The sequence below is a fragment of the Polaribacter sp. HaHaR_3_91 genome (assembly GCF_019278525.1).
Classification (GTDB): domain Bacteria; phylum Bacteroidota; class Bacteroidia; order Flavobacteriales; family Flavobacteriaceae; genus Polaribacter.
The window spans coordinates 2,887,565-2,912,672 of the sequence record NZ_CP058986.1; the positions used below are offsets into that span (position 1 = coordinate 2,887,565).

Consider the following 25,108-nt stretch of genomic DNA (forward strand, 5'->3'; position numbering starts at 1 on the left):
ATATTTTAATCAACTTTATTATCCACTCTTTTTGCCATAACTTCGTCCGCTGTTTATCTACAAAACTGAAAAGAAAAAATAGATGGTACAAAAAAAAATAAAAAGAACGTACAGGCTAACTAAATATATAATCTACAAAGAAACTTTGATAGATTATAAAGAGAAATTTTGGTCGTTTATTGGTGCCTTTATTGGTATCGGAATAATTGCTTTTATACAATCTCTATCATTCACTAAAGTAGAAAACATTTTTTTAATTGGTTCTTTTGGTGCTTCAAGTGTATTAATTTATGGGGCAATACAGAGCCCTTATTCACAACCAAGAAACCTTATTGGTGGACATTTATTATCTGCTTTTGTTGGAATTAGCGTTTTAAAAATTTGTCCAGATATTATTTGGATCTCAGCTCCTTTGGCTGTTTCAGCTTCTATTATACTAATGCAGTACACTAAAACATTACATCCTCCAGGAGGAGCAACTGCCTTAATACCAATTATAGGAACAGAAAAAATTACTTCTTTAGGGTATTTTTATATGCTATCACCTGTTTTAAGCGGTGTTTTAATACTATTGATTACAGCTTTAATTTTTAGCAACATGACCAAAAACAGAAGCTACCCAACAAATAAAATGTCTACACGAATATTTAAAACAAAAAAACGTTTGGCAAAAATACTTCCCAAGTTTGGGGGAAAGTAAATTAAAGTGATCTCTTTTTATTTTTCTAAATGCTCTTCAATATCTTCAATATGATGTTGCAATGCCTGTATAGAAATCTGTAATTCCTTTATCAACAACCCAAGAGAAATAATTAATAAAATTAATGCAAATCCAAATACCCAAGCTGCTACTATATTTAAACCTATGTATATTAAAAACATAGTTACCACACAAAATAACAAACTAGAAATTCCAAATATTTGCATCCATCTTGTTAAGTTTAAACGTAATTTTAAGTTCTTAATTTGTCTTAATAATGAAGTATCTTTCTTCTCTAAATAAATATCATGTAAATTTCTTATCACCGCCGCATATGCCAAAAATCGATTGGTATACGCAAGCATAATTAAAGATATTGCAGAAAATAAAAGCGCCGGTGTTGTTAAAGTTAGTTCTTCCATATTGCCAACAAATTTAAGAAATAATGAACATCTAATAAGAAATCAAGCACTATTTTATTACTAAAACAGGTATTAAAAAATCCAACAAAAATAGTACATTTGCGGCATGCGTATAGATATTATTTCAGTAGCCCCAAATTTATTAGAGAGTCCGTTTAATCACTCAATTATTAAACGTGCAAAAGACAAAGGTTTGGCAGAAATTATAATTCACGATTTACGTGAATATGGTTTGGGAAATTACAAACAAATAGACGACACCCAATTTGGAGGTGGCGCTGGTATGGTTATGATGATTGAACCGATTGCAAATTGTATTAAAAAATTGCAAGCAGAAAGATCGTACGATGAAGTTATATATATGACTCCAGACGCAAAAACATTAAATCAATCTACCGCAAATACACTTTCATTAAAAGAGAATATACTTATTTTAACAGGACATTATAAAGGTGTAGATCAAAGAATACGAGACAAATACATAACCAAAGAAATTTCTATTGGAGATTATGTATTAACAGGAGGAGAATTAGCAGCTGCCGTACTAGTAGATGCTGTTGTTCGATTAATTCCGGGTGTTATTGGAGATGAGCAATCTGCACTTACAGACTCTTTTCAAGACAATTTATTATCGCCACCAGTATATACAAGACCTTCGGAATTTGAGGGAATGAAAGTTCCTGAAGTTTTATTGTCTGGCAATTTTCCAAAGATTGATGACTGGAGAAGCGACCAAGCTTATAAAAGGACAGAAGAAATAAGACCAGATTTACTTGATGAAACTTCTTAAAAAAGTATTATCAAAATACTGTTTAGCCATAAAAAGTACAATCTCTTATTAAAATTAATAACGAAGCGTCTATAATTTTTTAGCTTTACTATTGTGCTAATTATCAGGTTAAAAAATAATTAGTTTTTATTTTCTGAACAAAAAATAATGACTACTTTTGCAACCGCTAAATTAACCTCTGACGAAAAAATCGTGAACGTTGTTTTACAAAACCAATTAAATTAAAAGATATGGAATCTTTAGTAAAATTTGTACAAGACGAATTTGTAGCAAGAAAAGAATTTGCAGAATTTGCAGCAGGTGATACAATCACTGTTTATTACGAAATTAAAGAGGGAGAAAAAGTACGTACTCAGTTTTTTAGAGGTGTAGTTATTCAAAGAAAAGGAGTTGCAGCTTCTGAAACATTTACAATCAGAAAAATGTCTGGTACTATTGGTGTAGAAAGAATTTTTCCTGTAAACTTACCTTCTATTCAAAAAATTGAAGTTAACAAAAGAGGTAAAGTACGTAGAGCTCGTATTTTCTACTTTAGAGGTCTTACTGGTAAAAAAGCTAGAATTACTGAAAAAAGAAGAAAATAATCTCTTTTTACTTAGATTTAAAAAAAGCGTTGTGAGAAATCACAACGCTTTTTTAGTACACAAATGTTAATAACTACGGTTAACAGATTGTTAACAACAAAAATGTTAAAAAAGAAATACATCTATAAAAAAACTATATATTTATGATATAATTTACAAGTTAATTATTAAATGACATGTAAATACATAAAGTAACGTTCTTTATAAAATATTGTTAATCAGAAAAACTAAATTTAAACTTCTATTTATTTGAAAGAATAAATAGAAACGTAAACTAGATTTATTCATTGTGTAAATAGTTCTTAAATCTAAAAATATTTATTTTTGATGGTTACAATTGAAACATTAATAAAAATTTTAAAAAAGTAGAATGCTTAATTAAAATTAAGGATGTTTTAAAAACTGAAATAGCAGTAGGTAATCTCTTTTCTATAGAGATATAAAAGGAAACTTTTATTTGATATTGTAGCAATACAAACAGTACTAAAACACTATTTCGAAGAAGCCATATCATAACAAGAAATTGTATGATATGGCTTTTATTTTGTTTTAAACTCACATTCTTACCAATAGACTTAATTTATTATTAAAAACGCACAAAAACAACATAATTAATAATAATTAATCAACAAAAGTATCATTATTAATTCATAAATTTGTTCCACTTTTTTTTACGAAATGCATTTCGTAGAAAACAAAATAACATATAAAAATATATCTCAATATGAGTAAAATAGCTAAAATTGTTTACACAAAAACTGATGAAGCTCCTGCTTTAGCAACACGTTCATTCTTACCTATCGTAAAGGCTTTTACAAAATCTTCTAATATAGAAATTGAAGTAAAAGACATCTCTTTATCTTCAAGGATACTTGCTAATTTCTCAGATTATTTACAACCAGAACAACAAGTAGAAGATGCTTTAGCTTTTTTAGGTGATTTTGCAAAAAACCCAGAAGCTAACATTATTAAATTACCGAATATTAGTGCCTCTGTACCTCAATTAAAAGAAGCGATCTCTGAGTTACAAGAAAAAGGTTTTGCCCTTCCTAATTATCCAGATGAAATTAAAACAGACGAAGATAAAGCTGTTTTAGCATTATACAATAAAGTAAAAGGTTCTGCTGTAAACCCAGTTTTACGTGAAGGAAACTCAGACAGAAGAGCTCCTAAAGCAATAAAAAATTACGCTCGTAAAAACCCACATTCTATGGGTGCATGGTCTTCAGATTCTAAAACGCATGTTGCAACCATGACTGAAGGTGATTTTGCAAATAATGAAAAATCTTTAACTATAAAAGATGCAACATCAGTAAGTATTGTTCATACATCAGAAAAAGGAGCTAAAACCGTTTTAAAAGAAAATTTAGACCTTTTAGACGGTGAAATTATAGATGCTACTATAATGAGTAAAAAAGCATTAATTTCTTTTTTAGAAGAGCAGTATGAAGATTCTTTAGACAAAAATGTATTGTTTTCTTTACACATGAAAGCAACTATGATGAAGGTGAGTGACCCTATCATTTTTGGTCATGCAGTTCGTGTTTATTTTTCAGATTTATTTAAAAAGCATGGAAAAACGTTTAAAAAAATTGGTGCAGATGTAAACAACGGATTAGGAAATTTACTTTCTAAACTAAGTGAATTACCAAAAGAAAAACGTGATGAAATTAGACAAGAAATAAGATACGCTATAGATCATGGTCCAGAATTAGCAATGGTAAACTCTGACAAAGGAGTTACAAACTTACATGTACCTTCTGATGTTATTATAGATGCTTCTATGCCAGCTATGATTAGAACTTCTGGACGTATGTGGAATGCTGATGGAAAATTACAAGATACCAAAGCAATTATTCCTGATAGTGCTTATGCGGGTATTTACTCTGCAACCATAGATTTCTGTAAAAAACATGGTGCTTTCGATCCTACAACTATGGGAACTGTTCCTAACGTTGGTTTAATGGCACAAAAAGCAGAAGAATATGGTTCTCATGATAAAACTTTCGAAATTGCTGCTGCAGGTAAAGTAGCTGTAGTAGATGCTTCTGGAAAAAAACTTTTAGAGCATAAAGTTGAAGAAGGTGATATATGGAGAATGTGTCAAGCAAAAGATTTACCAATTCAAGATTGGATTAAATTAGCAGTAACAAGAGCAAGAGCTTCTGATACTCCTGCTGTTTTCTGGTTGGATAAAAACAGAGCACATGATGCAGAAATTATTAAAAAAGTAAAAAAATATTTACCAGAACATAACACTGAAGGTTTAGATATTAGAATTTTATCACCAATAAAAGCTACTGAATTTACTTGCGAAAGACTTATAAAAGGAGAAGATACTATTTCTGTTTCTGGTAACGTTTTACGTGATTATTTAACAGATTTATTCCCTATTTTAGAAGTTGGTACTTCTGCTAAAATGTTATCTATTGTTCCATTAATGAATGGTGGTGGATTGTTTGAAACTGGTGCTGGTGGTTCTGCACCTAAACATGTTCAGCAATTTGTTGAAGAAAACCACTTACGTTGGGATTCTTTAGGTGAATTTTTAGCTTTAGCAGTTTCTTTAGAACATTTAGGAACAGCAAACAATAACTCTAAAGCCTTAATTTTAGCTGAAACGTTAGATGAAGCTACAGATAAATTCTTAGAGAATGATAAATCTCCTTCTAGAAAAGTTGGTGAAATAGACAACAGAGGAAGTCATTTTTACCTAGCTTATTACTGGGCACAAGGTTTAGCTACACAAGATAAGGATGCTGAATTAAAAGCTACTTTTACTAAAGTTACTGCAGAATTAAAAGATAATGAGTCTAAAATTATAGCAGAATTAAACGAGATTCAAGGAAACGCTGTAGAAATGGGTGGTTATTATTTACCAAACGAAAATTTAGCAGATGCTGCAATGCGTCCTAATGCTACTTTAAATATTATTTTAAACGCTATTTAGATTTCTAAATAACATATTTTTAATAAAAGCCGATGTTTTACATCGGCTTTTATTGTTTATAATTCTTATAAAAAAAATAGTTTTTACATTATAATAAAAATTAGATTTGTATTTTTGTTTATAATTTAAATTAAATCATTAAACAAAATGTTTCTTTTAAAAAAAATCTTCTTTTTTGCAATCTTAGTAAGCTTTAGCGCTTTAAGTCAAGAAAGGCATACCATTAGTGGTACTATTTATGATGATAGTAATAACGAAACTTTAATAGGAGTTTCTGTATATTTTCCAGAATTAAACTCAGGTACTACCACCAATCAATATGGATTTTACTCCATTACGCTTCCAGAAGGCAGTTACAAAATACAAGTCAGTTACTTAGGATATGCTACCACTATTGAAAACGTTGACCTCAATGTAAAAGTGACAAAGAACTTCAAACTAAAAGAAGAATCAGAAAGTTTAGACGAAATTATTATAGAAGGAAATGTAGAAAACTTAAATGTTAAAACGCCTCAAATGAGCGTTAACAGACTTACATCTGCTACTATCAAACAAATACCTGTAGTCTTAGGAGAAGCCGATATTATAAAATCTTTAATCTTATTACCCGGAGTAACAAGTGCTGGAGAAGGCGCATCTGGTTTTAACGTGAGAGGTGGCGCTGCTGATCAAAACTTAATTTTATTAGACGAAGCGATCGTTTTTAATTCTTCACATTTATTCGGATTCTTTTCGGTATTTAATCCAGATGTTATAAAAGACGTAAAATTATACAAAGGAGGAATTCCTGCCAAATACGGAGGTAGATTATCGTCAGTTTTAGATATTTATCAAAAAGAAGGAAACAGTAAAGAGTTTAAAGTTACCGGAGGAATAGGTTTGGTATCCTCTAGATTATTAATAGAAGGACCTATAAAAAAAGAAAAAGTATCTTTCTTAGTTGGTGGTAGATCTTCTTATGCACATTTATTCTTACCATTATTTGATATGGATAATACCGCATATTTTTACGATTTAAACACCAAAGTAAATTATAGAATTGATGACAGAAATAACGTATTCTTTTCTGGATATTTTGGAAAAGACGTTTTTGGAATTAGCGATAGTTTTGTAAATACTTATGGAAATAAAGTTGCCAATGTACGTTGGAATCACCTTTTTTCTGATAAACTTTTCTCTAACCTATCTGTTATTTATTCTGATTACTTTTATGGATTAACCCTAGATTTTTTTGGTTTCGAATGGGATTCTGGTATAACAAACTATAACCTTAAATATGATTTTAACCATTACATCAATAATAAATTTAAGTTGAGTTATGGAATAAACAACATTTACAACAAATTTAATCCAGGTGAAATTAAACCAAACAGAGAAGACTCAGGAATTTTAGCAGAAAAATTAATTGATAAATATGCAAACGAATTTGCCGTTTATATAGATGCTGAACATAAAGTTAGTGAGAAATTAAGACTACAATACGGACTTCGTTTTAGCAACTTTACAAGGTTAGGCCAAGATGAACTAAATGTTTACACGAATAACCAAGCTGTACTCTATAATAGTGAGTTTAAAAAATACGAATCTGCAGATGCGATTGCTACAGAATCATTTAAAAGAAGTGATGCAATTACAAGTTTCAATAACTTTGAGCCAAGGGTTTCTATGTCTTATATTTTAGACGACAACACTTCTATAAAAGGGAGTTATAATAGAATGGCACAGTATTTACATTTACTATCTAACACCTCTTCTCCTACCCCTCTAGATGTTTGGGCACCTAGTGGAAAGTATATAAAACCTCAACTCTTAGATCAATACGCTGTTGGATATTTTAAATCTCTAAAAAACGGTGATTACTCAATAGAAACAGAAGTTTTTTATAAAGACATTCAAAATAGAATCGATTATATAAATGGCGCTAATTTAATTGCCAATAATGAAATTGAAACGGTAATTTTAAACGGAAAAGCTAGAGCTTATGGCTTAGAATTATTACTTAAAAAAAATGCAGGAAAATTTAAAGGTTGGTTTTCTTACACCTTATCTAAATCTGAACAACAAACCCCTGGTAGAACGGCTGCTGAACCCGGAATTAACAGCGGAGAATGGTACAATACCGCTTATGATAAAACACACGATTTTTCTATTAATGGAAGTTACGACTTTAATGAAAAATGGAAATTCAACGCAAACTTTGTTTTTCAAACAGGGCAACCTACAAACTATCCGGTTGGGCAATACGAATACCAAGGATTAAATGTGCCTATTTATGATGATAATAGAAGAAATGCAGACAGGTTACCTGCATATCACCGACTAGATATTTCTGCAACGCTAACTCCAGAAAAAAACAAGTTTAGAAAATGGCAAGGAGAATGGGTTTTTGGAATATACAACTTATACGGTCGTCAAAATGCAGCGTCTATTAACTTTACACAGAACAGCGAAACCTATAGAAACGAAGCCTTACAAACCTCTATTTTTGGTTTAGTTCCTTCTGTTACTTATAATTTTAAATTCTAAACCCTTTAGAGGTTATTAAGTATTATTCTTATGAAAAATATAAAAATTATTATCGTTCTAATGATCATCTCTTTTTCAAACTGTGAAAAAGTGGTAGATATTGATGTTCCTTCTATTGAACCAAAATTAATTATAGACGCTTCTTTTGAAGTCTTTTTTGATGAAAGTCCTGTTGTGGCAAATACCACTGTAAAACTAAGTTTATCTGCAGATTATTTTGATGATGAAATTCCGGCTGTTACAAATGCAGTTGTTACTTTAACCAACTTACTAGACAATGTTGTAATTCCTTTTGAAGATGTTAATTCCGATGGAAATTTTACACCCATAAATTCTTTTATTCCTGCGAATGATACAGAATATGAATTAACTGTAATCTATGATAATGATATTTATAAAGGGAAAGCGACTAAGGTAAAATCTACCATTATCAATAGTATTACTCAAGGTGATGAAACTCTTTTTTCGGATGATCAAATTGAGTTAAAGATTTTATTTTCGGATGATGAAAACGAAGAGAACTATTACGTTTTTAATATTGACACCTACAATTTTGTTAATATAGAAGATACTTATTTTAACGGATCTGATTATAATTTTTCCTATTTCTATGAGGATGAAAATATTGAACTTCCTAAAGAAATAACTATTAAGTTATCTGGAGTATCTAAAGATTACTACACTTATTTTACAATATTATCTAGTCAGAGTGGAGAAAGTGGTGGTGGCCCTTTTCAGTCTATTCCATCATCCTTATTAGGAAATATTGTGAATACTACTAACGATGCTAATTTCCCTTTAGGTTATTTTCATATTTCGGAAACAGATACATACAACATAAATTTAGTAGAAAAAGAGTAATTTATTAGTATTGTTCTTGGCGCTGCGTTAGGGATTGAAACGGCATCCTTTTTTAGATGATCGGACATCCCTATTGTACGTAAATAATACAATTGTTATTGCCCTTGCGGATATTTACTTAAAGCTGAGTCTAAAAAAGATATAGTGTAAAGCCCGTTAAAACGCCCAAAAACATTTACGATTCATATAGAATTCTGTACTTTTGACCGATGAATTTTATAAAAACAACAGAGCAAGATTCTAACTACAATCATCTAGAAAAGATGTCTGTAAAAGAATTATTAAACAATATAAATAACGAAGATAAAACGGTTCCTTTAGCTGTAGAAAAGGCTTTGCCACAGATTGAAAACTTAACATCACAGATTGTAACTAAATTACAAAACGGCGGTAGAATTTTCTATTTAGGTGCAGGCACATCAGGAAGATTAGGTGTTTTAGACGCCTCTGAATGTCCACCTACTTTTGGAGTTTCGCCAGAAATAGTTGTTGGTATTATTGCCGGTGGAGATATCGCTATTAGAAACGCTGTGGAGTTTGCAGAAGATTCTAAAAACCAAGGTTGGTTAGATTTGCAAGAACACCAAATTTCAAATAAAGATGTGGTTGTTGGTATTGCTGCATCTGGCACAACACCTTATGTAATTTCTGCTCTGGAAGAGTGTAATAAAAACAATATTGTTACGGGCTGTATTGCTTGTAATAAAAATAGTCCTTTAGGTATTGTTGCTCAATTTCCTATTGAAGTTGTTGTGGGACCCGAGTTTGTAACCGGAAGCTCTAGAATGAAAGCAGGAACTGCTCAAAAATTAGTGCTAAATATGATTTCTACTGCAGCCATGATTCAATTAGGAAAAGTTAAGGGGAATAAAATGGTTGATATGCAACTTTCTAATAAAAAATTGGTAGAAAGAGGCCAGAAAATGTTAGTTTTAGAACTAAATATAGACCAAACCGAGGCAACGGAATTACTTCTTAAATATGGTAATGTTAGAAATGCCCTTAAAAACTATAAAAATGAGCACTAATTATAACTTATTAGGTAAAGGTTTAAGGAATTTAAGTATTCTACTTATTCTTTTTATAGCTTCACCAATATCGCTTACAATGGGCTTTAAAGCATTAAAAAAGTTTGATAACACTCCTCAAGAATATATCTCTTATCTTATTTTATTTATTGCAGCATTAATAATCATCTTCACGATTTACTTTGCTTTTAAAACTTTTAATGTGCTGTTAAAAGCAATTTTTAATAATTAATGAGCATAGACAAGACTAACGGAATTATAGTAATTCTCTCTTACCCAGAAACCATTGTAAGACCTGCCTATTGGGAACCTTCTAGTAAGGTTTGGCCTCTAATTGGTATTGGCAGTAAGCATGCAGTACAAGCGGGTCATGCTGCTTTATTATTGATAAAAAAAGACCAAACTGAGATTAATTATTTCGATTTTGGTAGGTATATTACAAGTTACAGTAATGGGCGTGTTAGGTCTAAAGAAACAGACCCAGAACTTAAGGTTTCTATAAATGCCGAATTTGAAAACTCAAAATTAATCAACTTAAAAGAAATTTTACTTTGGATAGAAAAGCATCCTGAAAAAACACATGGAGATGGCAGATTGGTTGCAAGTATTCATAATGAAATTGATTTTGAAAAAGCGCATAATTATATTCATCAATTAATAAATCAAAAAGAAATTCCTTACGGAGCTTTTATAAAAAATGGTACCAATTGCGCCCGATTTGTAACAGATGCAATTATTGTTTCTTCCACAAATAAAAAAATTGGTAAACAATTAAAACGTTCTAACTTATTAACACCAAGTCCTATTGGGAATGTTATTAAAGGAAACACCAACAACAGTATTTATAGTGTTTACAAACAACAAATTGAGGATTATAAGAATAGATCAATTCTTAAAGAATACAAAACTTCTTTTTTTAATAAATTTGATATTGAACCGAACTTAATTGGAACAGAGCTCCCAAATAAAAAGGTTTTTGATTTAAAAGATGGAACTTGGTTAGGCGGAATTGGAAGTGGCGCTTGGTTTAAGATTGAAAGACAAATTGATTCAATAAATTATACCATCTCAAGGTTTGATTCTAAAGGGACAAAAGATTTTTATGCTGATTTTAGCATTGATAAAAAATGTTTTAATTATTTAGAGAAACATCAATTTATATATCCTACAAATTGTAAAGAAGCAATTATTATGCAAAATAACAAGTTATACATTTTACAAAACAACTCGTAAAACACATTCTAACTTCTTTCTATACTTACTTTTGGCGTAGTTGGATTAAATCCAAAATCTGCGTCTGGTAATTCTATTCCTAATTGATAAATAATATAACCAATACTTGCAAAATGATGAATTGCATGACTGTGTGCTTGCATTAATATAGCCGCCAAAGTATAGTTTACAGATTTTACTCCCAAGCCTAAATCATCTGTAACAAGCACTGTACTTTCTAAACTTAAAGTATTAATTTCTTTTAATTTTAGAATTGTTTCATTAAAATATTCAATTCCTAATTGGGTATGTAATTCTAATAATTCGTTTCTATTTCTTTTATTTAGATAAATAGATTTTGTTTCTAGCCCTTCGAAAACACAAGAAAAAACATCTAAAATATGGCGCATATGACAACCTATGCTAGAGAAATAAGGAGCTACAGAGCTGTCTGAATATTGTTCATTAGAAATTGTATTTAATAAAGAGATTCCTCTTTGTAAGTTTTTCTCAATAGCTTCAATCATAAAAAAAATATTTTTCCTTTTGTCGTTAAAATTTTCATGAATTTACGAGTTCTATTCTATATTTTCAAACAAAAAACAAACATTAACCTAAGTAACTAGTAATCAGGAATATAAACCTAAACAAATTAAACCTTTATTACCTCATTAAATATAAATTTTGTTTTTTGGCACGTTCTTTGAAAATATAATAATCAAATACGGAAGCTGAAAAGTAAATTAGAGTAGGCAAAACCCTAAAACCATAATTATGAAAAAAGGTATACTTATATTAATGGGAATGTTCTTTCTTGTTTCAACTACTAAAGCCGAAAACAATAAAGAAATCCTAAACAATTTCGGGTTTAATTACTCTTACGAAAATACAGTAAATTTTGTAGAGCGAGATATTGAGTTCTTTATTTTTACCAATGGAGAATTTGATTTTAACACTCATTATTACGACAATAGAAATCAAAGAGGCATATATATAGCTAGAGATTATAGAGGTAGAATTGAAAGAATAGGAAACTCTTTTATAAACTATGATAGATATGGAAATGTAACCAGAATTGGAAACGTTTTTATGAAGTACTATAGAGGACAATTAACCGATGTAGGTAATTTAAAAATTAGATATGATCATTGGGGAAATCCTAAGTTTTACGGAAATGTAAAAGACAATTATTACCATCATAATGGCTTAAGAATTAATTTAAATATTGGAAATATATTTGAATACAATAATTCTTATTTCTATCACAGAGATTTCTCTAGACAATATAGTAAAATTAGAGAAGACCATAATTATTATTACTATAGAGCAAATCCGAATGCCAAAATTGGTAAAAAAAGTAAAATTTTAAGAAGAAGAAAACCTGTAGCAGTTACAAGAAGGAGCAATACTACTTACAGAAGACCAGCTACAATAAATAACAATGGAAGAACAGTAATAGACAAAAGAAATAATACAACAACGAGAAGACCTACAACTGTAAACACACAAAAAAGAGGAACAATTGATCGAAGAAATAGTAGCACTACTTTTAGAAGACCTACAACCGTAACAAGAGAAAATCCTACTTCTGTTAAAAGAAATGACAACAGTTCTAGTAGAAGACCTTCTGTGGATAGTAAAAAATCTGAAAATACAAGAAAACAGAATTCAACAACAAAAAACGAAAATAAGAGAAAAAGAAGAAGTTAAAAACAGGTATTTATACGTAATTTTTAATTAACCTATTTTTATAAATTTACAAAGTAATTATTTGAATACCAAATCAGTTAACTAATTTTCAATTAGTTCTGATAGGAAAATTAAAAGTTAAAAGCCTCATTTCCTAAAAGAAATGAGGCTTTTATAATTAAATGTTTGTTTTATCTACAGTCCTTAGTTTGCAAGTAGTTCTAAATAAGTCCAAAATCTTTAGTAATAGCAACTAAATGTGCTGGATTATTAGCGTTAAAATGTTCTTTTAAAAATTTCAATCTTTTTTCAATAGCACTAATACTAGACGGTGATATTCCTTTTTCTTTTAACTTTTTACTGATAGCCTCTTGCAACAGCCCTTTAGATAAATATTCTATTAGAAGAATATCTGAATCTGTAATTTCAATAGTTTTTTTGGGGTGAATTACACTATTTAAATCCGGAGAAATATAAAATTGATCTGAAGTAAAAACGGAATCTATTGCTTTTTTTAATTCTTTTAACCCATTTCTACTTTTCCAAATATATGCTTGAATTTTTAGATTGTTGTATAAGTTCTGAATTCGATATGATTTATCTTCTACAGAAAAAACAATGATTTTTAAATTAGGAAATTCTTGTCGTATTTTTTCGATGAGTTCTTCACCAGATTTTAATTTCTGTGGAGTTCCATCGTTTTCAAACGATAAATCAGATATAATTAATTGATAAGGCTCACCCTTTAAAAAAGCATTTTTAATTTTGAGAAAAGCTTCGTCACAATAAGAAATAAAATCTACTTCCTTTATCTTCAGTTCATCTAAAGCTATTTTAATTCCGCTATTAATAACATCAAAATCTTCTACAACTAAAATTTTTTTAAACATTCTTAATTTTTAAAATGAATTTTTACTTTTAACCCTTTGTTCGGCTTATTTTCAAAGTTAATGGTTCCTTTAATCGTTTTTATACGGGTTTCCATATTTTTAAGTCCATTTTTAAAAATAATAGTATTCTCTTTAAATCCTATTCCATTATCTGCATAACTTATTTCTAAATTATGATTTGTTTTCTTACATGCTAAAACGACTAAACTCGCTTTACTATGCTTTTTCATATTTACAAATAACTCATTAAAAACTCTATAAATTACAATCTGTTTTTCTTTCTTTAAATTATTAAGATCTAAAGTAGATAAATCTTTTAAGATAATTTTACATGTATTAGAATTATACCCAGCCACTAATTCTCTAAAATAATTTTCAAAATCGGCACCCGTTTCAATAGAATCATTTTCATGAGAAATTGCCCGAGTTTGTAGATATATTTTATCTAAATCATTTATAATTTCTTCTGTATTAATTTTAGGATTTTGAACTTTTGTAAGTGTATTAAAAATATCATTCCCCAATTCATCATGTAATTTTTTTGCAATCCTTGTTTCAGTATTATAATTCTCTTGTAAGATTCTTTTTTTGTATTGATATTTTCTTCTATAAATTAAAATTAACAACCCAGATGTTAATAGAATACCAAGAATAAAAATATTTTTCTTATCACTATATTCTTGTTCTGCAACTAACTTGTTTTCGGTAGCTAGTGTTTTAAATTTCTGTTTTTGTTTTTCTTCTTCTTCATAATTGTATTTAATCTTAGCAAATTTATATTGACGTTTTATTTCTGCTTCTTGTAAACTATCTCTTAATCTAATACTTTCTTTATAATACTTAATAGATTTTTGAGGTGATTGAAAGTTGACAATTTTATCTATCGCTTCTAATAAGTCTTGTGGACTTTTTTCTCGCTTAGCTATTTTATACATTTCACTCGCATAAAACAATGATTTAGTATTGTCTTTTTTATTGAAGAACTCTGATAAATGGCTATAACTAGCAATTAAGCCATAATTATCTTTTTCTGTATTTCTGATTGATTTTGCTAATAACAACTCTTTTAAGACAGCACTACTCGCATCATTTAACCACTTAGTATGTGCTAAATTATCAATAATTCTGGCTTTAGTTTTTTGATGAGTAATGGTATCTTTTAATAAGTCTTCTAGAATTAAAATTGACTTAGAATATTCCTTTTGCTCCTTAAAAACATTAGCAACGTTGTTTTTATAAATAATTTTAGAACTTTTACTCTTCGAAATAAGAATACTTTTATTGTAATAAGAAATTGCTTCTTTATATAAAGACTGTTTCTTAGAGTTTATAGCCATGCAATTAAATACTTTTGCTTTAAGGCTTCCGTTATTACTTTTTAAAAATTTTAAAGCTTGCACAGCTGTAGAATCGCTACTAGAATAACTACCAAAATCTGACTCTAAAATAGCTAAATTGATTAAAGCATTACTTATATAAACACTATCCTGAGTTTTTAAAAAATATTCTTTAGAATTAGAATAATAAAAATAGGCACTATCCTTTAAATTAATTCTATTAAAATAATTACCCAGTTTAAAAAAAACTTTCCCCTGTAATTTATCACTTTCTATAACATTAGATAGGTTTAACATTTTTTTTGTGAAAACAATTGCACTATCAAGTTTAGGTAACTTACCATATAAATAGCTGATATTGTTATATATTAAATATTTATCTGAAACCTCTAATTTCATTTCTTTAGCTATCTTTTTTGAAAACTTAAGTTTCTCTACATCATCTAATTTTTTATATTTAGGGGTTTTTAATAAGACCTTTATTTCAGGTTCCTTATTTAAATTCTTTTCTTTTTCAACTTCTTTTCCACAGGATAAAAAAGCTAATAAAAGAAAAAGGAGGAATGTAACTTTTACATGTTTCATTCCTCTAAAATACTATAAATATTTAGAAATATTAATCCTAATTTGTAGGATTTACCTATATAAAAACTCTTTTTGGTAAGATATTTTTAGCTCTAAAAGAATCGCCAAATAATCTTTTTTATAAGACTATAAAAAAAGGTGTACTTACAGAAAAAGCAGATAAAACTATTGTAAACTAAAAAAGCAGCTAATAAAATTAGCTGCTTTTTGTAAAATATAATTTAGAGAAAATTATCTAATTAACTTTCTATATTTAATACGTTTTGGCATTAAATCTCCACCTAAACGTTTCTTCTTATTTTCTTCATACTCAGAAAAACCTCCTTCAAAGAAATACACTTCACTATTCCCTTCAAAAGCTAAGATGTGTGTACAAACTCTATCTAAAAACCATCTATCGTGACTAATAACTACCGCACAACCAGCAAAGTTATCTAAACCTTCTTCTAATGCTCTTAATGTATTTACATCCAAGTCATTTGTTGGCTCATCTAATAATAAAACGTTTCCTTCCTCCTTTAAAGTCATTGCTAAATGCAAACGGTTACGTTCTCCACCAGAAAGTGTATTTACTTTTTTATTTTGCTCACTACCAGAGAAATTAAAACGACTTAAATAAGCTCTAGAATTAACTTGCTTACCTCCCATCATTACTAAATCTTGTCCGTCAGAAAAGTTTTCCCAAATTGTTTTTTCTGGGTCAATATCAGAGTGTGCTTGATCTACATATGCAATTTTTGCAGTTTCACCTACAGAAAAACTTCCTCCATCAGGTTTTTCTTCTCCCATAATCATTTTAAAAATGGTAGTTTTACCAGCTCCATTGGGACCAATAATACCTACAATTCCTGCCTGCGGAAGATTAAACTCTAAATTATCATATAATAATTTTTCTCCAAATGCTTTTGAAACACCTGTTGCTTCTATAACATTGGTACCTAAACGTGGTCCATTAGGAATGTAAATTTCTAATTTTTCATCTGTTTGTTTTTGATCTTGACTCATTAACTTGTCATAATTCTTCAAACGAGCTTTTTGCTTTGTCTGACGACCTTTTGCTCCTTGACGAACCCAATCTAATTCTCTTTCTAATGTTTTTTGATGTTTAGAAGCGGTTTTACTTTCTTGTGCCATTCTCTTAGACTTTTGGTCTAACCACTCAGCATAATTTCCTTTCCAAGGAATTCCTTCTCCTCTATCTAATTCAAGAATCCAACCAGCAACATTATCTAAGAAATATCTATCATGCGTTACAGCAATAACAGTTCCTTTATATTGTGCTAAATGGTGCTCTAACCAATGTACAGATTCTGCATCTAAGTGGTTGGTAGGCTCATCTAATAATAAGATTTCTGGTTCTTGTAATAATAATCTACATAAGGCCACACGTCTTTTTTCACCTCCAGAAAGTACTCCAATTTTCTTATCAGAATCTGGAGTTCTTAACGCATCCATTGCAATTTCTAATTTGGTATCTAATTCCCAAGCATTAGCAGCGTCAATTTTATCTTGCAAAACAGCTTGCTGTGCCATTAGTTTATCCATCTTATCAGCATCAGAATACACTTCTTCCAAACCAAACATGTCGTTTATTTTATTGTACTCTTCTAAAATTGCAACTGTTTCTGCAACTCCTTCTTTTACAACTTCTAAAACTGTTTTTTCTGGATCTAATTGTGGCTCTTGTTCTAAATACCCTACCTTATAACCTGGAGCAAAAGTAACATCTCCTTGAAAATTCTTTTCTACTCCTGCAATAATTTTTAATAAAGTAGATTTTCCTGATCCGTTTAAACCAAGAATACCAATTTTTGCTCCATAAAAGAAACTTAAATAAATATCTTTTAAAACTTGTTTACCTGTTGATTTATAAGTTTTAGACAACTTATTCATCGAAAAGATTACTTTCTTATCGTCGCTCATTTGTTTGTTTTTTTTTTAATTTAATTTGAAAACTGCTACTGAAAACTGTAGACTTTTTATACTCTTCCTTTTAATGCATTAAAAACCCATGCAATACAAAAGAAACCAAAACCAACTGCCGCAAATCCCCATCCGGCAACTTCATTATATCTAAAAGCTCCTAAAGCTATTAAACCTAAGCCAACAAGTATCATAATAAGCGTAGCAAAGCCTAATACTGTATTTTTATTCATTCCCATAATTCGTAATTAGTTCGTTTGATTGGCAAATATCGGTAATTATTTGGTATTGCCCAATAATAGGCTTCAGTAAAAGCCTTTAAAAATAGAGTTTCAGTAAGTAATAATTAATAAAAACCTAGCTTCTACCAAGTTTGCGCAAAGCTACCCATTGTTTCATTTTTTCTCTAGAATCACATGCTGGATAACCAACTACAGATTTACCTGCTTCGATATCTGCAATAACACCAGAACCTGCACCTACTTTTGCTCCTGAATGTATGGTAACATGGTCTTTTATAGAGGCACTTCCTCCGATAATTACACCATCCCCTAAAGTTACAGAACCTGCTAAACCACTGTGTCCTGCCATAATACAACATCTTCCTAAAACAGAATTATGCCCTATTTGCACCAAATTATCAATCTTACAACCATCACCTAAAATAGTAGAACTAAATTTACCACGATCAACGCAAGAGTTTGCACCAATTTCAACAGCATTTCCAATTACCACATTCCCAATATGAATAATTTTCACTAATCCTCTTCCATCAGGGCTTGGTCTGTATCCAAAGCCATCAGCTCCAATACTCACATTTACATGAAAAATACAATGACTACCTATTTTAGTACGTTCTCTAATTACAGTTCCAGACCAAATTACAGTCTCGTTCCCAATGGAGGAATCATCAAAAATGGATACATTAGGGTAAATGGTTACATTATCTCCTAAAACTACATTTTTACCTACATAAGAATTTGCACCTACTTTACATCCTTTTCCTAATTTTACTGTTTTATCTATTACTGCCGTAGGATGAATATCCGTTTCAAAATAAGGAGATTCTGGCTCAAAAGCTTCTAATAAAACTGCCATTGCCAAATCTGGATTCTTTACTTTAATAAAAGCTTTTCCTTCTTCTGGCTCAATTTTTATTCCATCATAAACAATAGCAATACTTGCATTTGAGTTTTCCCACAAGCGTGCATATTTAGAGTTTCCTATAAAAGTTACATTTCCCTTTATTGCGTTTTCTATTTGCTCTGGAGCATGAATTTTGTCGTTACAAACTCCTATTTGTTCACCTTTTACAAGTGATGTTATTTCTTCTACAGAAAATGATTTCATAGATTATTTTTAATTTTTTCTAAATGTACTATAATATTTATTAACACAAAAAAATCCTATGATAACATAGAATTTTTTAAAACTTATTGTCTACTCATTCCGCCACCTCTGCTTGGTCTAGAACTTTCATTAGTATTCTGTGGCTTTTTTGGTTGTAGGCTTTCAACTTTTTTCTTTTGATATTTTAACCACTTCTTTTGCTGCTTTTCTGATAAAATTCCTACTAAAATTTCATTAAGTTCTTTTTCATATTCATGAACACTATCTCTAACAGGACGAATAATTTCTTCAACTTTTTTTCTCATTTCCTGACTAGCATCATTATCCTTCTCTTTAGTCATGGAATTCATAAAAATATCTAAATCAGAAAATTTAGCAGAATTTAAAAACTTAATTTCTTTAATTCTAAAGTTATAATTTTTAAGTGCTTTTTTTACTGAATATTGTTTTTCCTCATCTTTTACTTTTATTTTTTTAATTACTTCATCAATATCATAATAAAAGAGACCTGCAACATCGTTCGCACTAAATTTCTTCACTTCTGTTACCTCATTAGATTGTGGTCTTTGCCCTTGTGATCTTCCACCTCCTCCTCCTGGTGGTTGTGCAAAAAGATTAAATGTTAAAAAAGTTACTAGGATTAGAAGAAATTTATTCATTATGGATTTTATTTTTTGAGTTTTACTTCTTATTTAGATGCAATTACTCTAAAAAACTTGCTCAATTATGTGTTTTTTTTAAATAAAGCAGATTACAGATCTGCTGCTAATCGTGCTCCTTGATTAATAGCTCTTTTTGCATCTAATTCACTTGCAAAATCGGCACCTCCAATAACATGTACTTTTTTACCAGCATCTAACAAAGGTTGATACAATTCTTTAAAAGGAACTTGACCTGCACAAATAACAATATGATCAACCTTTAAAATTTTAGCTTTTTCATTCTGAACATAATGCAACCCTTCATCATCGATTTTGGTATAGGAAACCTCACCAATAAACTGCACTTTCTTCTTTTTTAAAGTAGACCTGTGAATCCAACCTGTAGTTTTACCTAAATTTCCACCAAATTTCCCTTTGCTTCTTTTAAACATAAAAACTTCTCTTGGTGAAGGTTCAAATACTGGTTTTACATTTTCAATTCCGGCTCTAGCCTCTAAGTTTTTATCTATTCCCCATTCTTTCAACCAAGCATCAATATTTAAGGATGCAGACTCGCCTTCATGCGTTAAATATTCCGAAACGTCAAAACCAATTCCACCAGCACCAATTACTGCAACACGTTTTCCTACCGGTTTTTTTAATTTTAAAACATCAATATAACTCAACACTTTTGGATGATTGATGCCTTCTATTTTTAACGTTCTAGGTTTAATTCCTGTTGCAATTATAATTTCATCAAAATCTGATTCTTTTAAATCTTCTACAGAAACTTTAGTATTTAATTTTACAGTTACATTGTGCAATTCTATTTGTTTGTTAAAATAGCGCAAGGTTTCGTAAAACTCTTCTTTACCCGGAATTTGTTTTGCAATATTAAACTGACCTCCTATTTCTTTATCAGCATCAAACAACGTTACAAAATGCCCCCTTTCTGCCGCAATTGTAGCTGCTGCTAATCCTGCAGGTCCTGCACCTACAACTGCTATTTTCTTTTTAAGTACGGTTTCATAATAATTCAATTCCGTTTCATGACAAGCTCTAGGATTAACCAAGCAACTTGCTACTTTCTGTTGAAATACATGATCTAAGCAAGCCTGATTACAACCAATACACGTATTAATTTCATCTACTTTTTCTTCAGCTGCTTTATTTACCCATTCTGGATCTGCTAAAAAAGGACGCGCCATAGAAATCATATCAGCATCACCTTCTGCTAATATTTTTTCTGCCGTTTCAGGCATATTTATTCTGTTAGAAGTTATCAAAGGAATCGATAATTCTTCTTTCATTTTTTTAGTGACCCAAGTAAAAGCTGCTCTAGGAACGGATGTTGAAATGGTTGGTATTCTAGCTTCATGCCAACCAATACCAGTATTGATAATGGTTGCTCCCGCTTTTTCTATTTCTTTACCTAATTGCACCACTTCTTCCCAAGAAGAGCCGTTTTCTACCAAATCTAACATCGATAATCTGTAGATAATAATAAACTCTACCCCGACAGCTTCTCGTGTTTGTTTTACCAGTTCAATAGGTAAGCGCATTCTGTTTTCATAACTTCCACCATACTCATCGGTTCTTTTGTTGGTTCTTTTTACAATAAACTGGTTGATTAAATAACCTTCAGACCCCATAATTTCTACACCATCATAACCTGCTTCTTTAGATAGTTTGGCAGAGTTTACAAAATCTCTAATGGTTCTATTAATTCCCGATTGTGTTAATTTAAAAGGTTTAAATGGTGTTATTGGTGATTTTATTTTGGAAGGCGCAACATTAAACGGATGATACCCATAACGACCAGAATGTAGTATTTGCATGCAAATTTTACCACCTTCTTTGTGGACTGCTGTTGTTATTTTCTGATGTTTTTTTGCGTGTTTTTTGGTAGACATTCTTGCTGATAAAGGAGCTGTCCAACCTTGTATATTTGGGGAAATTCCTCCCGTAACAATTAATCCAACTCCACCTCTTGCTCGTTCTGCATAATAAGCCGCGATTCTTTCTAAACCGTTTCTCTCCTCCTCTAAACCGGTATGCATAGACCCCATTAAAATTCTATTTTTTAAAGTTGTAAAACCTAAATCTAATGGTTCAAAAATGTGCTTATATTTCATAATCTTGGAATTAATTTTATTATGCACGCATAACACTTTGCAAGATATGTTTATTTTTTGAAAAGAAAAAACCTCAAAGAAATGATTCCTTGAGGTCTGATTTTTTTATAACGAATTTAACTTACATCGGTACTTCTATCAATAATAATTCAGAATTAGATAAACTTTTAATCATAAAGCTATCAGTTTCATAAATTCCTATTGCATCTCGACTACCTAGTTTTGTTGAATCAATCTCAAAATCACCAGAAATACTCATAATATATACTCCACGGTTCTTACTTTTTAACTGATAGTTAAAACCTTGATTTTTATCTAAATCAATTCTAAAAATTTGTGCATCTTGGTGTATTTTTAAACTATCATCATCAGAATTAAAAGAATTCACCAATAATTGCAATTTATTTTTTCTATCTTTTATATCAAATTCCTTTTGGTCATATCTTGGAGTAACTTCATTTTTTTCCGGCATTATCCAGATTTGGAATAAACCTAAATGTTCATTTGCAGAACCATTTATTTCTGAATGATACACTCCTTTTCCTGCAGACATTACTTGTACTTCACCTGGCAAAACAGGAATCCAATCATTTGCCATGTTATCTTTATGTTTTAAAACACCTTTTAATGGAATTGTAATAATTTCCATGTTCTTATGAGGATGTGTACCAAATCCCATGCTTGGTGCAATTAAATCGTCATTTAAAACTCTCAATGCTCCAAATTGTATTCTCTTTGGATCATAAAAATTAGCAAAACTAAACGAATGATTTGCTTCTAACCATCCATGATTTGCGTGCCCTCTTGTGGATGCAGTATGAATTATTTTTTTCATAATTATCTCATTTTATCTAACAAATCACTTAAAACAATTGCCTCTTCTTCCGTTAACTTTTCTAAAAACGAAAGATTGTTATTATCGTCTATGTTAGATAATAATTCTAAACCTTTTTCATTAATTTTCACAAATACAACCCTTCTATCATGCTCACAACGCTCTCTTTCAATTAAGTGTTTTTCACATAACTTATCCATTAAGCGGGTTGCATTAGGTGCTCTTTCAATCATTCTATCTTTTACAATTTGCACCTTAATTTGATCTTTAGCTCCTCGTAAAATTCTTAAAATATTATACTGTTGTGGCGAAATTCCGTAAGGTTTAAAAAACTCATTTTCTTTACTACTTAACCAATTTGCAGTGTATTTTATATTGATTAAAGCCTTTAATTTATTGCTAACAAAATTCGATTTTATGTCTTTAGAAATGTCTCCCATGTATTCAGTATTCAGTATTCAGTATTCAGTATTCAGTATTCAGTATTCAGTATTCAGTATTCAGTATTCAGTATTCAGTATTCAGTATTCAGTATTCGAAAATTAAAAATTTCAGTTGATAGACTTACTTTAAAACTTATAACTTTTGAAAAGATTAAATATTTCTGTTAATTCATTAATTGGACTTCGACTAGCTCAGTCAGACATTGTTAAGCTTCATTGAATTATTGAAATCAATAATATGTTCCTAAAACATAAAAAAACGACCACAAAACAACATAGAAAATATAGATTTTGTTACCCCTAAATAACCTTCTATCTCTTTGTTTCTTGATTCTTGTTTCTTGGTTCTTGGTTCTTGGTTCTTGGTTCTTGGTTCTTGGTTCTTGGTTCTAAAACTTTGAAAAAATCAACCAATACCAACATAGATTTAGTCTTATGTCCTAAGTCATTTTTTAGTCCTCAGCCTTGTCTCTTGTCTCTTGTCTCTTGTCTCTAAAATAAAAAACTACGCTCTTAAATTTAAATCTTGCATTATCTTATTAAATTCTTCAGTAGTCGGAGTTAAATACACTTTATCATCTACAAACAATGTTGGATATTTTGCTACACCATCATACAATTCTTTACTATGTTCTCTTGCTTCTACATCTTTAGAAATATCCTTATAGACATAAGGAACATCAGTTGAATTTAGAAAGTTTTTAAACGCTACTGTATATGCGTGTCCTGCTCTTCCGTATAAAACTATTTTCATTTTTTATTGATTTATTAAAGCTTCAAATTTATTTACTTGTACTTTTAATAGTGTCCCAAATTTTGCTTCAACAATTTTATTTTCTTTAAAATTATCATAGAAATTTGGTAGAGAAAATGTTAATAATTCTTTTGCTCCTTGTATAGGAAAACGTTGTTCTCCTGCCGCTAAAACAAACTGACCTCCCATTTTACCTGGAGAAGTAGCCATTAACAATAAGGGTTTATCTCTAAAAACTTTTACCTCTAATCTAGACGCCCAATCAAAAATATTTTTAAAAGCAGCTGTATAAGATCCATTATGTTCTGCTAAAGACAATATAAAGCCATCGTAATTATCTAATAATGCAGAAAACTTTTTTGCGTCTTCTGGAAAACCATTTTTTTCTTCATCTTCACTAAAAACAGGTAATTTAAAATCTCTTAAATCTACAACGTCAAAAGAAGTGTTTTCTAAATTTTCGGCTGCAAATGTTGCTAATTGTTTGTTGATAGAGGTAGAACTTGTACTACCTGCAAATGCTAATATTTTTTTCATCTTTTAAAAATGTTTATTTGTGTAATTTCCTAACTGTCTATCTAATCCTTACAGTAAACTGTTATACTACTAACTGCAAACGGAACTAAAGAATACTACTAAATATTCTTGTTTCTCCTTTTATCATTTTAGCTACCGGACATTTACCTGCAAATACTAACAATTTCTTTCTTTGCTCTTCCGTTATCTCTTTTTCAAAGGATATTTTTTCTGTTAAATAACTTCCTTTTTCATCTTTAAGTTGAGTAACATTTACTGTTATTTCTCCAAGATCCCAACCTCTTCTTTCTGCATACGTTCTTAACGTCATAGAAACACAACCTCCAATTGCGGTTAATAAAAATTCTACCGGAGTTGCTCCGCTATCATCACCTCCAGAAGCAACCGATTGATCCATTGTTAAAAAATGGTTTCTTGTTTTAGCTTCTGCTAAATAGTTTCTGTTTGTTAAAACGACTTCTGCTTTCTTATGCTCTTCCATTTGTAATTTTCTTGCTAGATATATAAGAGATTATTAAAACAATAAAAGCAATTAACGCTGTCATATGCCCACCATCTTTAACCATTACGTGTGCCGTAAAAGCTAACACAAAATCGAAGAAAAAACCTGCATAAGCCCACTCTTTTAAAGATTTACTTTTGATAAACCAAAGTGAAATTAAACCTAAAATTTTTAAAATTGCTAAAGGATAAATTATATATGTTGGATAGCCTAAATGTGTAAAAAAACCTGCTATTGCTTCATGATTAAAAATATACATTCCTGCAGAAAAAAGCATGATTACAGTTAATAATGCAGTAGAAATATAATAGATAATTTTAGTTGTTTTCATCATGAATGGTTTTTAAATTCTTGACAAAATTACAAAATAAATTTTTACTTACCAAGGAAAATAAATCCAAGGAAGTATTTTAC

At 30.0% G+C, this 25,108-nt stretch carries 25 protein-coding genes; 10 read left to right on the top strand and 15 right to left on the bottom strand.

What is annotated here, in order from left to right:
• Positions 1-82: 82 nt before the first annotated feature.
• Complete coding sequence (locus H0I27_RS12170) at positions 83-700, top strand: HPP family protein (RefSeq protein WP_218730959.1); 618 nt, start codon at positions 83-85, stop codon at positions 698-700.
• A gap of 17 nt (positions 701-717) precedes the next feature.
• Here H0I27_RS12170 and H0I27_RS12175 read toward each other — a convergent pair whose 3' ends face one another.
• On the bottom strand, positions 718-1,122 hold the full coding sequence (locus tag H0I27_RS12175; protein ID WP_166383078.1) for a DUF2721 domain-containing protein: 405 nt from the start codon (positions 1,120-1,122) through the stop codon (positions 718-720).
• 106 nt (positions 1,123-1,228) lie between these two features.
• On the opposite strand from H0I27_RS12175, the gene trmD reads away from it, so the two are divergent.
• The 8 genes from trmD to H0I27_RS12215 all read left to right on the top strand — a co-directional run bounded on the left by trmD (position 1,229) and on the right by H0I27_RS12215 (position 11,094).
• Entirely contained in the window at positions 1,229-1,912 is a 684-nt protein-coding gene (gene trmD, locus H0I27_RS12180; RefSeq protein WP_218730960.1) for a tRNA (guanosine(37)-N1)-methyltransferase TrmD, read from the top strand.
• Positions 1,913-2,142: 230 nt separating this feature from the next.
• A complete protein-coding gene (gene rplS / locus H0I27_RS12185; protein WP_068450019.1) occupies positions 2,143-2,496 on the top strand; it encodes a 50S ribosomal protein L19 in 354 nt (117 codons plus the stop codon).
• A gap of 724 nt (positions 2,497-3,220) precedes the next feature.
• Positions 3,221-5,446 carry an NADP-dependent isocitrate dehydrogenase gene (locus H0I27_RS12190; RefSeq protein ID WP_218730961.1) on the top strand — a complete coding sequence of 742 codons (2,226 nt, stop codon included), beginning with the start codon at positions 3,221-3,223 and terminating at the stop codon, positions 5,444-5,446.
• Between the two features lie 147 nt (positions 5,447-5,593).
• The gene (locus H0I27_RS12195; RefSeq protein ID WP_218730962.1) at positions 5,594-7,972 is read left to right on the top strand and encodes a TonB-dependent receptor; all 2,379 of its coding nucleotides are present in this window, start codon (positions 5,594-5,596) and stop codon (positions 7,970-7,972) included.
• Between the two features lie 30 nt (positions 7,973-8,002).
• Positions 8,003-8,833, top strand: coding sequence for a DUF4249 family protein (locus H0I27_RS12200; protein ID WP_218730963.1), 831 nt, complete (start codon positions 8,003-8,005; stop codon positions 8,831-8,833).
• A gap of 209 nt (positions 8,834-9,042) precedes the next feature.
• Positions 9,043-9,861 carry an N-acetylmuramic acid 6-phosphate etherase gene (murQ, locus tag H0I27_RS12205; protein ID WP_218730964.1) on the top strand — a complete coding sequence of 273 codons (819 nt, stop codon included), beginning with the start codon at positions 9,043-9,045 and terminating at the stop codon, positions 9,859-9,861.
• Positions 9,851-10,093, top strand: a complete 243-nt coding sequence (locus tag H0I27_RS12210; protein ID WP_218730965.1) for a DUF6095 family protein — start codon at positions 9,851-9,853, stop codon at positions 10,091-10,093. The genes murQ and H0I27_RS12210 overlap by 11 nt, the downstream gene beginning before the upstream one ends.
• Entirely contained in the window at positions 10,093-11,094 is a 1,002-nt protein-coding gene (locus tag H0I27_RS12215; RefSeq protein ID WP_218730966.1) for a DUF6695 family protein, read from the top strand. The genes H0I27_RS12210 and H0I27_RS12215 overlap by 1 nt, the downstream gene beginning before the upstream one ends.
• Positions 11,095-11,102: 8 nt before the next feature.
• On the opposite strand, the gene H0I27_RS12220 is transcribed toward H0I27_RS12215, so the two are convergent.
• A complete protein-coding gene (locus H0I27_RS12220) occupies positions 11,103-11,600 on the bottom strand; it encodes a DinB family protein (protein ID WP_218730967.1) in 498 nt (165 codons plus the stop codon).
• A 247-nt stretch (positions 11,601-11,847) separates the two neighbouring features.
• On the opposite strand from H0I27_RS12220, the gene H0I27_RS12225 reads away from it, so the two are divergent.
• Positions 11,848-12,783 (top strand): hypothetical protein, encoded by a 936-nt coding sequence (locus H0I27_RS12225; RefSeq protein ID WP_218730968.1) that lies wholly within the window; start codon positions 11,848-11,850, stop codon positions 12,781-12,783.
• A 200-nt stretch (positions 12,784-12,983) separates the two neighbouring features.
• Here the strand turns inward: H0I27_RS12225 and H0I27_RS12230 are convergent, their stop codons facing one another.
• The 13 genes from H0I27_RS12230 to H0I27_RS12290 form a co-directional block, all read right to left on the bottom strand.
• Positions 12,984-13,652, bottom strand: coding sequence for a response regulator (locus tag H0I27_RS12230; protein ID WP_218730969.1), 669 nt, complete (start codon positions 13,650-13,652; stop codon positions 12,984-12,986).
• A gap of 2 nt (positions 13,653-13,654) precedes the next feature.
• The gene (locus H0I27_RS12235; RefSeq protein WP_218730970.1) at positions 13,655-15,574 is read right to left on the bottom strand and encodes a sensor histidine kinase; all 1,920 of its coding nucleotides are present in this window, start codon (positions 15,572-15,574) and stop codon (positions 13,655-13,657) included.
• A gap of 231 nt (positions 15,575-15,805) precedes the next feature.
• Positions 15,806-17,497: an energy-dependent translational throttle protein EttA gene (gene ettA / locus H0I27_RS12240; RefSeq protein ID WP_165733609.1), complete on the bottom strand. Its 1,692-nt coding sequence runs from the start codon at positions 17,495-17,497 to the stop codon at positions 15,806-15,808.
• 56 nt (positions 17,498-17,553) lie between these two features.
• Positions 17,554-17,730, bottom strand: coding sequence for a CAL67264 family membrane protein (locus H0I27_RS12245; RefSeq protein ID WP_240914557.1), 177 nt, complete (start codon positions 17,728-17,730; stop codon positions 17,554-17,556).
• Positions 17,731-17,854: 124 nt separating this feature from the next.
• Positions 17,855-18,847, bottom strand: coding sequence for a UDP-3-O-(3-hydroxymyristoyl)glucosamine N-acyltransferase (lpxD, locus tag H0I27_RS12250; protein ID WP_218730971.1), 993 nt, complete (start codon positions 18,845-18,847; stop codon positions 17,855-17,857).
• A gap of 83 nt (positions 18,848-18,930) precedes the next feature.
• Complete coding sequence (locus H0I27_RS12255; RefSeq protein WP_218730972.1) at positions 18,931-19,506, bottom strand: hypothetical protein; 576 nt, start codon at positions 19,504-19,506, stop codon at positions 18,931-18,933.
• 92 nt (positions 19,507-19,598) lie between these two features.
• Entirely contained in the window at positions 19,599-21,626 is a 2,028-nt protein-coding gene (locus H0I27_RS12260; RefSeq protein ID WP_368407325.1) for an FAD-dependent oxidoreductase, read from the bottom strand.
• A gap of 118 nt (positions 21,627-21,744) precedes the next feature.
• A complete protein-coding gene (locus H0I27_RS12265; protein WP_218730974.1) occupies positions 21,745-22,458 on the bottom strand; it encodes a pirin family protein in 714 nt (237 codons plus the stop codon).
• Between the two features lie 2 nt (positions 22,459-22,460).
• A complete protein-coding gene (locus H0I27_RS12270) occupies positions 22,461-22,898 on the bottom strand; it encodes a MarR family winged helix-turn-helix transcriptional regulator (protein WP_218730975.1) in 438 nt (145 codons plus the stop codon).
• A gap of 508 nt (positions 22,899-23,406) precedes the next feature.
• On the bottom strand, positions 23,407-23,655 hold the full coding sequence (locus tag H0I27_RS12275) for a glutaredoxin domain-containing protein (protein WP_218730976.1): 249 nt from the start codon (positions 23,653-23,655) through the stop codon (positions 23,407-23,409).
• A gap of 3 nt (positions 23,656-23,658) precedes the next feature.
• Positions 23,659-24,192, bottom strand: a complete 534-nt coding sequence (locus H0I27_RS12280; protein WP_218730977.1) for an NADPH-dependent FMN reductase — start codon at positions 24,190-24,192, stop codon at positions 23,659-23,661.
• Between the two features lie 85 nt (positions 24,193-24,277).
• On the bottom strand, positions 24,278-24,673 hold the full coding sequence (locus tag H0I27_RS12285; protein ID WP_218730978.1) for an OsmC family protein: 396 nt from the start codon (positions 24,671-24,673) through the stop codon (positions 24,278-24,280).
• The gene (locus tag H0I27_RS12290; RefSeq protein ID WP_218730979.1) at positions 24,660-25,025 is read right to left on the bottom strand and encodes a DoxX family protein; all 366 of its coding nucleotides are present in this window, start codon (positions 25,023-25,025) and stop codon (positions 24,660-24,662) included. Before H0I27_RS12290 ends, H0I27_RS12285 begins: the two co-directional genes overlap by 14 nt.
• Between the last annotated feature and the right edge of the window lie 83 nt (positions 25,026-25,108).